This is a genomic window from Vibrio sp. EA2 (genome assembly GCF_033042495.1).
Lineage (GTDB): Bacteria > Pseudomonadota > Gammaproteobacteria > Enterobacterales > Vibrionaceae > Vibrio.
Genome location: NZ_JAWLID010000001.1, coordinates 379,607 through 395,222, shown reverse-complemented (window position 1 = coordinate 395,222; position 15,616 = coordinate 379,607). Strand labels below are relative to the sequence as shown.

The following is a 15,616-nucleotide window of genomic DNA, read 5'->3' as shown; positions in this document are numbered from 1 at the left end:
GAGTGGCATTATGGACTTAAACCTTATCCAAACTTTTCTGGTCGTCGCCGAGTTCCAATCCTACACAAAGGCCGCTGAGCAACTTGGTCTGACACAACCTGCAGTAAGCGCAGCGATAAAGCGTCTAGAGCAAGTCGTAGATAAACAGTTATTCGTTAAAAAAGGCCGCGGAATAGCGCTTACTTCCACCGCACATCAATTACTTCCTCAATTTCAGCAAGCGGTAAGTATCATTGACAGTGCAATATCGGATAAAAACCATTTTGAAGTATGCTGCTCAGAAATTTTGCTACATAGTATGCCTCCTATAGAAAACGTGGTGTTTTATGAATCTCCACCGGAAAAATACATTCTGTTTGAGCTTTTAAGACAACAAAAAGTCGACTTAGCTATCGATACGGTCATAACAAAGGACTCCGCGTTTATTATTGAAGATGCATACTCGGAAGAAGCAGTCGTCATTTGCCGAGAAAATCACCCCAGAATCCAGGGTACACTTTCAAAACAACAGTTTTATGAAGAGAGCCATTGTCTGTTTTCTGGAAAATGGGACAACGTGACGGGGTTTGAGCAACTTGCCAAAGAAAAGATACAGGAACGAAAAGTCGATCTAGTGACGTCTTCGCTAGCAGGCATGGCCTTATATGTTGCCGACCGAGATTGCTTGGGCGTCGTTTCTAAATCGTTTGCAACGAAATGGAGTAAGGCGCTAAATCTGCAAGTGCTCCCTTGCCCTATTTCGATTCACTCCATCCCTTACAAGTTTGTCTATCACAAACGTGAAATCGACAATCCTGCTCATCTTGCCCTGCGCCAAAAAATTAAAGAGCTACTTGTTGCCGCACATGGCAAGCCGTCCACACAGTAGAAACCGTCACCGCTCTCTTATATGAGCTTTTATAACGCCTCTAAACATGACATCGGCACCTACAAAAGGCTTATCAACTTATCAATAAATTCAAAGTAAACTAACTTCAATGCAATTAGGTTTATAGTATACAAATTAGGGATTTGCAACAATTTACATATAAAACAACTGCCGGTTTATGTATTTGAAACAATTGCCATTCGTGAGGAGTTTTAGGATCTTTGCACTAAACTCCTTTCTGTAATCTTTGGTATTTCATCTGTTATTTTGCTTTAATGAGTGTAAACGTCATTCACCCCAAGTAACTCCATGAATTTGCGCCTCATTTTTTTACTATCTATCGTTAGTCTGTTTGCCGGCTGTGCGACTTATGCTGGTCTTAACTACGACCTACTTTTTGGTCCGCAATTGGTACGAGAACGTACTGCTAGCGTTGAAACACAGCATGCAAACTTTTTTCAAAAAGAAGTGAAACCCATCGTGGATAACCGTTGCGTGGTTTGTCATGCGTGCTACGACGCTCCGTGTCAATTGAAGCTTTCCTCTGTTGAGGGAATAGACAGAGGTGCGACGAAAAAGCTGGTTTATGAGGGAACCCGCCTCACTGCAGTCGCACCTACACGTCTTTTCGAAGATGCAGAAACGACCCAAGAGTGGCGTGATGCTGGATTTCACCCGGTCTTAAATGAACGTGAGCAAAGCATGGCTGCGAACTTGGATGCAGGCTTAATCGCAAGACTGTTAGTGCAAAAAGAACGTCATCCTCTGCCCGATCAAGTTCAGTTGGAAGGGTTTGATTTTTCGATAGACAGAGAACAAACCTGCCCTACCATCGAAGAATATGAGCAGTACGAAAAAGATAACCCAACTTGGGGGATGCCTTTTGGTATGCCAAACCTGGCAGACTCTGAATATCTTACCTTGATGACCTGGCTGGAAAACGGCGCCGTCATGAACAGCCACACGCCCATAACCAGGAATGAACAAGCAGAGATTACTAAGTACGAGACACTGCTGAATCAGGATGATTTAAAGAACCAACTCATGGCTCGCTATATCTATGAGCACCTGTTTTTATCTCATTTGTATTTCTCTGAGCTAAACGAGAATCCGACACCTCGCTTTTTCTCCTTAGTTCGATCGTCGACCCCTCCGGGTCAGCCTGTAAAACGTATTTCTACTCGTCGTCCCTATGATGACCCGAATACTGAACGCGTTTACTACCGAATCATCCCCGAACAAGGCACTATCGTCGACAAAACTCACATGCCCTATGCGCTCAATAAACAGCGTATCGACAATTGGAAGAAGTGGTTTATTCAACCTGACTATACGGTCAATGAGCTACCTAGCTATGAACCAGAAGTTGCCGCGAACCCAATGACTTCATTTACTGACATTCCAGTGAAGTCGCGTTTTAAGTTCATGCTCGACAATGCGCAAAATACCATTATGGCGTTTATTAAAGGTCCGGTTTGCCGTGGTCAGTTGGCACTCAACGTCATTAACGATCGTTTTTGGGTGTTCTTCCTTGACCCAGATAAAAGCGACATTCCTGAAGTGAACGAATTTTATCGCTCACAGGCTGAAAACTTAAAACTGCCAAGCGAATTAGAAAGTAATACGCTGCCTGTCACCAACTGGGTTAAATACTCGCGCCAGCAAGCTCGCTACCTTGAAGCTAAGTCGGACTTTGCAAACCAATGGTTCAAACATGGCGAACATCTCTCTTCTAACATTATCTGGGATGGCGAAGGTACCAACTCAAACGCTGCTTTGACGGTTTTTCGCCACTTTGACAGTGCGTCAGTTGTACAAGGATTAGTGGGAGACCAACCTAAGACGGTATGGGTAATGGATTATGTTTTACTTGAACGTATCCACTACCTGCTTGTTGCCGGGTTCGATGTCTACGGAAATTTCGGCCATCAATTGATTACACGTATGTTTATGGACTTTCTTAGAATGGAAGGGGAAAGTAACTTTATAACTTTACTACCAGCAGATATGCGCCATCAGTTGCAATCAAGCTGGTATCAGGACCAAAGCCCTCAGTTATCGGATTTCCTATTGAGAAATGTTGAGCCTTTTAATCAGCCGACAAGTATTACTTACCAAACGGATGATCCGAAGTCTGAGCTACTGAATAAGCTGAAAGAAGATTTAACGCCAATTCTTCTTCCTCGCTATGAAATCACGGATACTGCACTTTCAGTTGAGAATGAACAACAGATAAAACGCATTGGCCAGGTACGTGGTGAAGGGTTGAGGTCAGTTCCTCAAATTACGATGTTGATGGTACGCAGTAAAGCAGGAAAAGACGAACTCTTTACCCTACTGCATAATAATGCGCATACGAATATCTCCAGCCTGTTCGATGAAGAAAGTAATCGGAACTTCTCAGAAGATGATATGACCATCGTGCATGGTGTTATCGGAAGTTATCCCGCTGCGTTTTTCTCGATAGAAGAGGCTCAAGTAAAAGATTTTGTCGATCATTTCAGTACGATTCAAAACGAAGAGGATTACGTTAAGTTATTGGATCGTTTTGCGATTCGTCGTAGCTCAGAAAAGTTCTGGCCATTCAGCGATCGACTCCATCATTGGTATCGTACAAATCAACCGATCGAATTTGGATTACTTGACTATAATCGTTTTGAGAATCGATGATGACTTAAGGGGGTTCTCATGGGTATCCGAGATAACATTGCCGCTCTGGAACAACAGATTTATGTCGCTTGTTCAGAGGGAGACTACGATACGGTCAATATGCTTGAGCATCAACTCGAATACTTGCGTGGCAAAGTGGAGCATCCTTTTGACGATGACCCATATGCTCTAGACACTCGGTTCGAGTGGGAAGATGACATGACCGAATAGAAAAAACCTCCGGCAACTACCGGAGGTTTTTGTTTTTGTCACCATTATTAACCCGCCATCATTTCATCAAGCGCATTTATCGAGGCAGTGATTTGCTCAGTAAGTACACTTTGCTTTTGCTTGTAGGCCTCTAGCGGATCGGATGCGCCTTCAATACTCTGCAGCGTACTCATGAGTGCGGTTAAGCCTAAACTGCCACAACTGCCTTTTAGCTTATGTGCTAAGGACTTCACTTGATTTGTGTCTCTTGTCTCTGCCGCTATCTCCAATTGATGAGCAACATCCAGACTACTCTTACGGAATAAACCAATAATGTGCAGCATTTTTTCTCTGCCCAACACCTTCATATCAGACAGCACGACTTCAGGGGCAATGAGGCCAGGTTCAACCTCTTTAGAAGGCATGAGGTTGTTTTCTACAGACTCCGCAACAGCCTCTGTCAAAACAGAGCCTTGTTCCTGAGGCAGGCTGTCTATTTGATCTAACAGCAATGGCTTTCCGTCGAGCTGTTCTTGAATCAACGTTCCAAGCGTGTCTTTGATCAGAGGTTTAGGCAAATAGCCATCAAAACCAGAGGCTAAATACGTTTCAACCTCTTCTTCAAACACATGAGCAGAAACCGCAATCATTGGTGTTGGTGCTAACACTTGGTGTTTACTTTCTTCAATCTGCTTTAAGCGCTTGATCAACTCCACACCATTGCAATCCGGTAAGTTGATATCGACCAAAGCAATATCGAAATCCTGCTCTGCTAAGACCTGTTCTGCATGAAGTCCGTTCTCGGCAATAACCACTTCGTGCCCCATGCTGTTAAGAAAACCTTCCGCCACTACTCGGTTGACTTCATTGTCTTCAACCAGCAACACTTTCGCTTTCACTTTGCAATGCACAAGTAATGCTTTATTTGCTTCCGCTTGATCACTTTCTTGTAGCGGAATAGAGAACCAAAAACGACTGCCCTGGCCTTTTTCGGAATCAAACGCTAACGTTCCTCCCATCGCCTCGACAATACGTTTACTGATCGCGAGACCAAGTCCCGTTCCACCCGTTTGATTAAGCCCACCTTCTGCCTGTGTAAAGGCATCAAACAATGTAATTTGCTCGCTTTCTGCTATTCCAATGCCAGTGTCGGTAATTTCGAACAGTACTTGCGTTTCGTCTTCTGGATTAAGACTCACATAGATATCAATTTCACCCTGTTGGGTGAATTTAATCGCATTACCAACCAGATTACTCAAAACCTGACTGATTCGTGTTACGTCCCCTTTCCAAAACTGACTGACATCGCTTTCAATATGATAAGAGAACAACAAATTCTTCTCTTTTGCTCGACTTTCCATTAGCTGATAAGTGTCTTGCACCATTTGATGCAAGTCGAAGCCTAAATGACGTATTTCAAGATAGCCTGCTTCAATTTTTGAGTAATCCAGTACATCATTAATGATGGCCAATAACGTATTACCACTTCGATTAATGATTTCAGCGTATCGCTTTTGTAAAGGACTTAACCCTGAGTCGATAAGCAAACGTGCGGTGCCCAGTACTCCATTTAATGGTGTACGTATTTCATGACTCATCGTAGAAAGGAAGGCGGATTTAGCCCGATTCGCTTGTTCCGCTTGCTTACGTGCTTTGGCATGATTTAAGACTTCTTCATTCAAGCGATTATTCGCTTTTTTTAACTGAGACGTACGTTGATCGACCAGCTCTTCAAGGTGCTCTTTATGCTCTTCAAGTTCCTTCTTCGCTTTCACCTCTCCTTCAGCGACGATTTTTAGCGCCTGCGCGGTATCCCTTGCGGTGATAATCGCCCGCCCCATATGGGCGAGTTCATCCTTGCCTTTTACTTCGAGCTCGACGGCTAAGTTACCCTGTGACACCGATAACAACGCCGACGAGTACTCCGCGAGTCGTTTGACTACTGACACATAAACAACTCGCCACACAATCAAAATAGCGACGATGAGGCCAGCAATCGAAATAAACATTAACGACCATTGTGCAAATTTTAATGAACTGGCCATTTCATCTATTGCAACCGACGTCGCTTTGTTGGAGTCATCAACCAGTTTATTAACAGTCCCATTGAGCTCAGCAAACAGCTCGAGTGTTTTTTGCATCAGGCGTTGTGACTGCTCATTATTTTCATATTGATGGACTAACATGGTAAACACGATCTGTCGCTCTCCAAGGCCTTTGAGGAGCTGACCCATTCGTGTGGAAAGGGTTGGATCTTCCACCGCTTGTACTCGTCTATTCATGATTCGCAGATTACTGACGAAGTCTGCTTGCACTTGTTGGATACGGTCCAGATTAGTCAGTGTTCGTGCCTCTTCAATCTGATTGAGAACCTGGAACGCAAGCAGATGGAACTCATGTAAGCGTTCCGTCAGATCTAAATCGACTTCAACCAACGTATCTAATGCCTGGTACGCCTGTTCCTTTTGATTTGTTTCCAACAGGCCATAAATATGGGTCACGTTTGCAACGGCAACGGTACTGGTGTTTTGCACTTGAGTGCGGGTGAGTTGCTCCAGTTCTTCACTGAGCAAGCGCATTTCTTCTACGCGAGTATCGATCTCTTTGGCCAGATAGAGCTTTCTCTCAACCGACGTACCTAGATCGCCCAGGTTATTGATGACATTCTGGACATGGCTTTCTAGTGTATCGAGTAACTGGGAATCAAATGCGTCTCTTCCAAGCTCTTTGATATGAGAAAGCAACACTTCTAACTGGTCGAAAAGCTCACGACCAGTGTCTTGTCGCTCCTGCTCATTCTTTGCATTTGACAGCATCTGAACAGAAGAAATGATACGAGCACTTAATTCAGATACCTGTCTGGCCTCGATCATTGCAGGGATTGCAGCATCAACCACATTCCTTTCTGTTTTCGATACCGTCGAAAAGCCAGACAGGCCGATTAATGCAGATAACATCACCAACATTGCCATCGCAATAAAAGAGAGCAAAAGCTTACGACCGATACTTGCGGTGGCTAGCAGCATATATTTATGACCTTTCTATTCATGTGTAGCGAAATATACTCAAGCAAATTTGATATCAAAGCTTCATCGCGACATCGATGAAGTAAATATCTAAAGGTGTTTTGGTTATAATACGTTATATTTTGCAATGTTTACTGAATCTAAGCCAACGAACTTCACCCATGATTATCAATCAACGCTTGTTTCGCTCAATTATCAAACCGTCTTTACTAATGGTGCCTCTGTTAACATCATTACCTTCGTTTGCCGCAGAAAAAATTTGTGCGATTTACCCGCATTTAAAAGACTCGTACTGGCTATCGGTGAACTATGGCATGGTTACCGAAGCAAAAAATCAGGGCGTTAACCTGCGTGTACTCGAAGCTGGTGGATACCCGGTCAAAAACCGCCAGGAACAACAGCTAAAAATTTGTCATCAATGGGGCGCCGAAGCCATTATTTTAGGCACCGTAGACCCACATGCATATGAGCACAACTTAAATACTTTTGTAGATAATACTCCCGTATTTGCTACCGTTAACCAACTCGTTCTAGACAAAGAGCAGAGTCAATCGTTGAAAGGTGTGGTCGGTGTGGATTGGTACTGGATGGGTCATGAAGTCGGTCAGTATTTAGCAAACCGACATCCGAAAGGATCTGGCGTCAGCAATATCGCCTTGCTATTAGGACCACGCACGCGTGGAGGAACAAAACCAGTAGCCGCAGGCTTTTACGACGCGATAAAACAAAGTGACATAAACGTAGTAAGCACCTTATGGGCGGATAATGACAAAGAGTTACAACGTAACTTGGTGCAACGTATTATCGACATGAATGATATTGACTACATCGTCGGGAGCGCAGTGGCGATAGAAGCGGCGATAAGTGAGCTACGCAGTGCTGGTAAAGTCAGTGACATTGGTTTGGTTTCCGTCTATTTAAGTCACGGCGTTTATCGTGGCTTACTACGAAATAAAGTATTATTCGCCGCAACGGACAAAATGGTCGAGCAAGGCCGCCTCTCCGTCCTACAGGCAACACGTTACTTGAGAGGCTTGCCATATGAAAAACAGGCGTCACCGAACATCATACCACTGACACCAACAACACTTGACCAAGATACCATTCAGGAATCGTTATCCCCGTCCGAATATAGGCCAACATTCAGCGTAAATCCTATTGATTGATCGATTAAAAAAGTGTTTCATTAACGGATACACTTAAAATAACTTTATCATCTTGAATCGGAAATAACTTGATGCAAAAAACAACTCGTACCATGCCAGCACACAAGCACGTGGCTTTAGTTGCGCACGATAACTGCAAACCTGAACTGCTTCGCTGGGTACAAGAAAACAAAGAACAACTTCAGCGCCACTTCCTGTATGCGACAGGTACAACAGGACATATGCTAAGCAAAGAAACAGGCTTAGCGATTAAAAATATGATCAGCGGCCCAATGGGTGGTGACCAACAGATTGGTGCTTTGATTTCGGAAGGTAAAATTGACGTTTTGGTATTTTTCTGGGATCCATTAAATGCCGTACCCCATGATCCAGATGTAAAAGCGCTGCTTCGTATTGCGAGCGTTTGGAACATTCCTGTCGCAACCAACCGTGCAACGGCTAAATTTATTTTTAACTCTCCACTTATCGAACAAGAAGTCGATATCGAAGTGCCAGACTATGAGGCCTATCTAAACGAACGCACCTAACCAAAGCAGGCTATTCTGGATAAAACCAAGGCGATACTGAGTATCGCCTTTGTTATATCCAACAGTATCTATTTTATTTAGCGGGAAGCAATGATTGGGTAATCCCCAGTAACCAGCTCCTGAATAAATGCGGATCCAGCGCCTGTATGGGTAAGCCAGACCTTTTCTTTCGCTCTGGTGATCGCAACATAAAATAATCGACGCTCTTCCGCATGTGGAAACTTGTCGTTTGACTGCGTTAAGGCACCGTCAATATGAACTTGTTTTTTCTTCGCAGGGAATTGTCCTTCATCCACAGAAAGAACAATCACAAAGTCCGCTTCCCGCCCCTTACTCGCGTGACATGTCATAAAGCGAATATCAAGATTCGGGAATCGTCGTAACCAGTCGTCGTACAAATCTGGTTTGTGGTAATGGTTACGGCCAAGCAACAACACCGATTTGGTTTGCTTTGCTTGTTGGTTCAATTGATCGAGGATTTTCTCCACTTGGTTGCTTGGCGCCGTATGGACACTTTTTTGCTTACGTTGTTTGTGGCTATTTAGTGTCTTAGGTAACTGCGCCGGGTTTTGCTGCACAAACGCATTCGCCACATTGCCGATCTGGTTGTTGAAGCGATAAGTAGTATCAAGATGATGAACCGTCGAGTAAGCAAATCGGTCTTTGAAACCAGTGATCAGATCAACGTCAGCTCCGGCAAACTGGTAAATGGATTGCCAGTCATCCCCTACTGCGAACAAAGTTGCCCCTGGCTGTTTCTCACTAGAATCACACAGCGCCTCAATTAACGCCAAACGGTCAGGAGAGATATCTTGATACTCGTCGACCATAACGAATCGCCACGGGGAGACGAACTTACCTTTTTTCACATAGTCGGTTGCCCGGCTAATCATGGTTGGGAAATCAACATGATTCGTCTCTTTGAGCATTTTTTGCCAGGCAGTAAAACATGGCCAACACAACGCGAGCTCACTATTGAGTCGGGTGTACTCCTGATGATCAACCAGTTTTTCCTGAACCTGCTTTTTAGTCAACCCAACCGCCGCCAAATGTGACAACTGCGAATCTAACCAGGCAATCAATTTAGGGTTTTCTGAGTGACTGCCCAGCTCATCATCCCCTTTCAAATACGCAATCGGCCATTTATCCAGGTGCTTTTGCCAGCGTTTGAAGTTAGTCGGCGTCATCCAGTGTTTCTTAAGCCAATCGATGCACCACGCGATGCGTTGGTTATCGTCCAATGCAAGCGGACTTATCTCCACGGATTGTGGCTCTACTTGATTGAGAATAAACAAACCCAACTGGTGGAAGGTGTTAACCCTGGCCCCCTCTGCTGCCATGCCTACTTTATCAACTAAGCGTTCTTTCATCTCTGTCGCGGCGTCACGGCCAAAAGCAAGCATCAAGATTTCTTCAGCTTGTGCCTGATGGCTCTGAAGCAAATAAGCCACGCGAGCGGTAAGAACACTGGTTTTACCTGATCCTGCCCCAGCGAGTACCAGATTGTGATCATCGTTAAGCAACACGGCATATTGCTGAGAAAGATTCAGTGGAGAGGACTCAATACGACTGAACAACACCTCCCAATTTGGACGCTCGCTTTCCAGCCATTCGCGATTTCGCTCTTCCAGAGTGGCAGAGGTATCGATAAGCCAAGGTTCAATTTCAGCCATGCGGTTGGGTATGCGCAGCTTTGCTTCTTCCAGCGACGTTTTAATCTCCACTAACTCTTGATTTACCCGCTCAACCCAAGACTGAGTTTGTGAGTGCGAGAGATAAGCGGGGAGATGTTTTAGCTTAAAGAGTTCTTCTTCCCATGCCGGCAGGTATTCAGCTAACTTTTTACACTGATTGTTGTGCCAATCCTGATATTGACGTACGGCATCGAGGGCGAATTTCCGGCATTGCGGCCATGGTAACCCCTGAACCAACCAGCTTTGCTGTTTACCTTCTTGCTCGTGAGAAAAAAACTGCAACGAGCTCCAGAGTAATCCACGCTTGACGCTAACTTTGCCATTCCACACGGTAAACGGAATATGTTCCTCACTGCCGATGGAACTTAATAAAACACTGTTCTCTTTTATTTCGACATGATAATACTCATTTTGAATAAAAAACTGTGCTTTGCTGGTAGCAGTAAGCTGCATGAAACGTGCGCCTTTCAAGTGATAAGTATTCGATTTATATCATTTTACAATATCAAATTGTAGCGATGACGCGCACCGAACCCACCATCTTTAATATATTCTTAAATAAATTTCACAATACTGTTGCTTTTATGAACATTGCTAACACAATTTGACCGCATCATTTTTATATTCACTTGAACACGTTGCCCGTACACAGAAATAGACGAAGCCCTTAACGCCTAACACTATTTTTCGACCATTTCATAACCAGTCGATATTTTTTCTTAAATTAAATCATAAAAACGCTATAGTGGAATTGGTATGATAACCAAATAACCTCGATGGGTATAACTACCCGTTTTTCATCGAAAATCTAAGGCGCATCGTGCAAGCAGCTTCTAAATTTCGCCTCTATTGGGCTAACAAAACCATCAATTACAGCATTCTCATTTTGATAACCCTATTAGGCGTTGTCATTCCTGCATGGTACTTTGGTCAGAATACCCTGATAACGCCGTTAATCTTGGGGATTATCGCGGCAGCTTTGGCCGAAAGTGATGACAGCGTTACCGGACGCATGAAAGCGGTCTTCCTCACCTTCATCTGTTTTGGTGTTGCCGCATTTTCAATCGAGATTTTGTTCGAGACGCCTTGGCTATTTGCCATCGGCCTCTTTGTATCAACATTTGGTTTTATCATGCTTGGCGCTCTCGGGCCTAAATACGCCAGTATTGCATTTGGCTCGTTACTGATCGCGATTTACACCATGCTTGGTGCTCATGAAAGTACAACTATTTGGTTTCAGCCTTTATTGCTTCTCATCGGCGCCGCCTGGTTTTATTTTATGTCGATGATATGGCAGATATTCTGGCCATTGCAGCCGGTACAGCAAAGCTTGGCGAATGTCTTTTTTCAAATGGGCGATTACCTCGACGCCAAAGCAAAATTGTTTCATCCGGTTTTAAACCTAGAACCGCAACCTATGCGTATCGAAGCCGCACGACTCAACGCTGCAACCGTTACCGCATTGAATACTTGTAAGGCAACACTACTTAATCGCTCCAAGAATGGGCATATTGATGGCCCAAGTGACCGTTTTTTAAATATTTACTTTATCGCTCAGGACATCCACGAGCGAGTAAGCTCCAGCCATTATCGTTATCAAGATTTAGCCACTGAGTTCGAACGTTCCGATGTATTATTCCGCTTCAAATATCTACTCGAGTCCCAGGCAAGAGCGTGTCGAGATATTGCTCAAGCCATTAAAATTGGTAATGAATACACGCATACCGATGAGTCGATCTTAGCCCTAGCAGAATTACAGAATTCTCTGGCGTATCTCGAAGAACAAGACAAAGGTCATTGGAAACGATTTTTGGGCCAACTTACCTACCTGTTTAATAACTTAGCGACCGTAGAGAAACAGCTCAACAATATTAATAATCCAGACGTAGAAGGACTTGAAGAAGATACGCTTTCAGATACCAACCCACATACGTTAAAAGCAATGTGGCAGCGTATTTCAGCCAATTTGAACAAAGACTCAATGCTTTTTCGCCATGCACTTCGTATGTCTATTGCCTTGCCGGTTGGGTACGGCATCCTCCAAGCATTAGACTTTGAGCGAGGTTACTGGATTTTGCTGACCACGCTGTTCGTTTGTCAACCTAACTACAGTGCGACTCGTCAGAAACTCACCGCTCGTATCATAGGTACTCTGGCTGGCTTGCTAATTGGCGTTCCACTTTTAACCGTTTTTCCTTCTCAAGAAAGTCAGTTGGTATTTATTGTGGTTTCTGGCGTGATGTTTTTCGCCTTTAGGATGAACAATTACGGCTACGCAACCGGCTTTATTACCCTGCTCGTTCTGTTTTTATTCAATCAGTTGGGTGAAGGCTTCGCCGTTGTACTTCCGAGACTTGCAGATACATTAATTGGCTGTATGTTAGCGGTAGCAGCTGTCACATTTATCCTACCTGATTGGCAGTCCCGACGATTGCATAAGGTAATGTCAGATGCCATCGATGCGAATAAACAATACCTCGGACAAATTATTGGCCAATACCGTGTCGGTAAAAAGGACAGTTTAAGCTACCGCATAGCTCGTCGTCAGGCACACAATAGTGACGCAACCCTGACCTCCGCTATTAGTACCATGCTTGCTGAACCGGGGAAATACAGAACCGCAGTGGATGAGAGCTTCCGTTTTTTAACGCTCAATCACGCGATGCTGAACTATATTTCCGCATTGGGTGCTCACCGTACACGAATAGAGGATAACACCACCCATAAACTGGTTTTAGATGCTCACCGCTGCATCCACCAACATTTGGATATCCTTCACCAACAACTGCACCAGCACTGCGAAACATGTGATTTGTCCTCAATTGAGGATGCCGGACTTGAGCAGCGCTTAAATGAATGGCGCGAAGAAGACGACAGCTCAGCTCGAATGGTGTTGCAACAGTTACACCTTATCTATCGAATGCTACCTGAGTTGCATTCTCTGGCCAGCAAGTTCGCCGTTCGCGCGAACTGATCATCTCAGTCATCCCATATCTGTTAGGGAAGCGAGTCTGCTTCCCTCCTTACTTTTAGATTTAAATAAGCAGGCTTCAGAACGAAGTAACTGGTGGGATACAGACTTTTCACATCCTTTAGGTGCACTTTCCTACATTTTTACGCCAATTCCTACACAGTAAAAATTCAGCCTAACTTTTTCGTCACATTTTGACGCTTCACTTAACACACCCTGACAATATTCGGACATAGCAAATTCGGGCGAGTTCTAATCTATAAAGGTCTGGAAAAGTTTGTTGTGTGGCCATGGAGGCCGATAAATAGGTAATGAAGGATAAACCTGTGTACAACGAGGAGTGTGATATGAATAAGCAGCAATTTAACGAACTAAAACAAAAACTGAGTGATCTAACGGATAGCCAGCTAAAGTCACTTCAGGGTGAAATCAGCAAGACACTAGACAAAAAACGTTCTCCACTACTCTCTTCAGAAGAACGTGAGATGATTGCACAACTGTTTTCTTGAAAATCGCGGTTTATAACCTACTAAGATTTTCATCCCTGCCGAGCGTATGCAGAAAGCAATGTGTTTAATGCTAATCTCAGAGCCCTGCAATCGAACCCCTTCTACCCTAGGCAGATAGCGCTTCTAATAATACCTCACTATTGACGCCCCATCTCAATCGCATCGCTAAATCTGTCTGCGTTTCAGTACCGAAGGTTACATCTTAAATGCTGTTGTCTTAAGTAAAAACAAGACATCCGGACGCAACCAGTGCAGGTAAAAAGCCAAACAGAACACTGTAGTAGCTAGTGCGCTTAGACAGTCTGATCAGCAAAGGGGATGAGAAAAACGTAATCATAAGATAGGGAATGATGTAGATCGGTTGTAGAAATAACGCGCACAGCACATGCGAGATCACATGTATCTCAGCACTCCAAGAACTGGGTTTGGTTCTACGGATCAATGCGAAAGAAAGTATTAGACTGACAGCAAGATTAATCATAACGGCACAAAATGTAAATAATTATCATTTACCATGATAAGTGACCATCGCAACATCTTCAAATACGTTTTAGCTATCGGTTTCATCAGCCTAATCAATGAAACCAATGGATCTCGTTATAAATAATTTTCTTATTAAACGTTTGCGTAATCGCTAACCTTCACTTTCCGCCTTTTTGAGTCTTTTATCACATTATGTGCGTTGCTATAGTACGCCCAACATAAAGACCATTCGAGGCACGGAGCTTCCTCAACAATCTCAAGAAGAGAAGAATTGGTACCGACAAATTCGGCAGATTTAAAGAGGGTCAAAAAATGGAAATGAATATGGTTGAGATTCTAGGCTACGCGGCTTCAATCATGGTGGCTATCTCGCTTACTATGAAAGACATCGTTAAACTTCGTATCCTTAACTTTATCGGTTGTGGTCTATTCACCGCTTACGGTCTGATGATTGATTCTTGGCCGGTCGTACTAACCAACGGCTTTATTGCATGTGTTAACGTGTACTTTCTCGCTAAAATGCATCAGGAAAAGAACAGCCTAGAACCTGAAAAATCATAGTCAGACACTGATGCCATTCAAATACAGTACGTAAAAGGCCCGCTAATTGTGTATTGGCGGGCTTTTTTGCGTTTTGTCACCTCATCCATTGAAGCCCTATTGTCTCTCAACGAGAGAACTTAACGACATGAGAATGCAGATAGCTCATCAAAAACGTAGCGATCCGAAACCGGACCGACAAACATCTTTCGAAAGCTTTAAATAACGTATTAATTTACTGGAACTTACCCCAAAGACCTCACTCTAACTCCTGCATATTAAATCTATTTGGGTATATACTCGCGTTAAACATTATCTTGAATGAAGAGGTGAATTATGAATATTGGTGCTGTAGCCAAGCTGACTGGCCTTTCCTCTAAGTCTATCCGCCTATACGAAGATAAAGGGATTATTTCGCCACCCGCTCGCAGTGATTCTGGATACAGGGAATACTCTGATAACCACATTCAAGAGCTCAACCTAGTGTCACGTGCGAAAAGCGCGGGGTTCTCACTGCAAGAGTGCAAAGAGTTTGTTCAGCTCGCACACAACCCAAACCGAAAAAGCAGTGAAGTTAAAGCTCGCACGATGGAAAAATTAAAAGAAGTGGAAGAGAAAATAGCGCACCTGCTAGAGATGAAGCAACAGCTAGAAAGCTGGGTATCATCCTGCCCTGGTGATGCTAAAAGTCGTTGTCCTATCATTGACGAACTGACCAAATAAGTTCACTTGCCCAAATATAAAAGGAGGACAAAAGCCCTCCTTTTATAATTCAAACTAGTCAAGCACTTAAGCTACGATTTTGAAATCGGGTATCTTTTCTTAAACGCCGATGCGGATGCAAACAATCCTGTAACAGCAAAAGTAACAAAAATACCAAGCAAGTATGACAACTCTTCATGCGCCAGAAGCCCATAACTACTCAATAAAAAGACAAAAAAGACGAGTGCTACACTAATACGATGGCACCATG

General features: G+C 43.8%; 11 protein-coding genes. 9 read left to right on the top strand and 2 right to left on the bottom strand.

What is annotated here, in order from left to right; genetic code table 11:
• Nucleotides 1–10 precede the first annotated feature (10 nt).
• The 3 genes from RXX31_RS01760 (at nt 11) to RXX31_RS01750 (ending at nt 3,748) form a co-directional block, all read left to right on the top strand.
• Nucleotides 11–868 (top strand): LysR family transcriptional regulator, encoded by an 858-nt coding sequence (locus tag RXX31_RS01760; RefSeq protein ID WP_317587368.1) that lies wholly within the window; start codon nt 11–13, stop codon nt 866–868.
• Between the two features lie 309 nt (nt 869–1,177).
• The gene (locus tag RXX31_RS01755; RefSeq protein ID WP_317587367.1) at nt 1,178–3,538 is read left to right on the top strand and encodes a fatty acid cis/trans isomerase; all 2,361 of its coding nucleotides are present in this window, start codon (nt 1,178–1,180) and stop codon (nt 3,536–3,538) included.
• An 18-nt stretch (nt 3,539–3,556) separates the two neighbouring features.
• Complete coding sequence (locus RXX31_RS01750) at nt 3,557–3,748, top strand: hypothetical protein (RefSeq protein WP_237318218.1); 192 nt, start codon at nt 3,557–3,559, stop codon at nt 3,746–3,748.
• Between the two features lie 47 nt (nt 3,749–3,795).
• Here the strand turns inward: RXX31_RS01750 and torS are convergent, their stop codons facing one another.
• Nucleotides 3,796–6,753 (bottom strand): TMAO reductase system sensor histidine kinase/response regulator TorS, encoded by a 2,958-nt coding sequence (torS, locus tag RXX31_RS01745; protein ID WP_317587366.1) that lies wholly within the window; start codon nt 6,751–6,753, stop codon nt 3,796–3,798.
• 161 nt (nt 6,754–6,914) lie between these two features.
• Between torS and torT the strand changes: the two genes are divergently transcribed.
• Together torT and RXX31_RS01735 are read left to right on the top strand one after the other, a co-directional pair.
• Nucleotides 6,915–7,919, top strand: a complete 1,005-nt coding sequence (torT, locus tag RXX31_RS01740) for a TMAO reductase system periplasmic protein TorT (protein WP_317587365.1) — start codon at nt 6,915–6,917, stop codon at nt 7,917–7,919.
• 71 nt (nt 7,920–7,990) lie between these two features.
• Complete coding sequence (locus RXX31_RS01735) at nt 7,991–8,446, top strand: methylglyoxal synthase (protein ID WP_317587364.1); 456 nt, start codon at nt 7,991–7,993, stop codon at nt 8,444–8,446.
• Nucleotides 8,447–8,523: 77 nt separating this feature from the next.
• Here the strand turns inward: RXX31_RS01735 and helD are convergent, their stop codons facing one another.
• The gene (gene helD, locus RXX31_RS01730) at nt 8,524–10,593 is read right to left on the bottom strand and encodes a DNA helicase IV (RefSeq protein WP_317587363.1); all 2,070 of its coding nucleotides are present in this window, start codon (nt 10,591–10,593) and stop codon (nt 8,524–8,526) included.
• Nucleotides 10,594–10,960: 367 nt separating this feature from the next.
• Here helD and yccS point away from each other — a divergent pair, with 367 nt between their 5' ends.
• From yccS to cueR, 4 genes are all read left to right on the top strand, one after another.
• Entirely contained in the window at nt 10,961–13,114 is a 2,154-nt protein-coding gene (gene yccS, locus RXX31_RS01725) for a YccS family putative transporter (RefSeq protein ID WP_317587362.1), read from the top strand.
• Between the two features lie 344 nt (nt 13,115–13,458).
• Nucleotides 13,459–13,620, top strand: coding sequence for a hypothetical protein (locus RXX31_RS01720; protein ID WP_317587361.1), 162 nt, complete (start codon nt 13,459–13,461; stop codon nt 13,618–13,620).
• A gap of 795 nt (nt 13,621–14,415) precedes the next feature.
• Entirely contained in the window at nt 14,416–14,664 is a 249-nt protein-coding gene (locus RXX31_RS01715) for a YgjV family protein (protein ID WP_317587360.1), read from the top strand.
• A gap of 315 nt (nt 14,665–14,979) precedes the next feature.
• Nucleotides 14,980–15,366, top strand: a complete 387-nt coding sequence (gene cueR / locus RXX31_RS01710; RefSeq protein ID WP_317587359.1) for a Cu(I)-responsive transcriptional regulator — start codon at nt 14,980–14,982, stop codon at nt 15,364–15,366.
• Nucleotides 15,367–15,616: the final 250 nt, after the last annotated feature.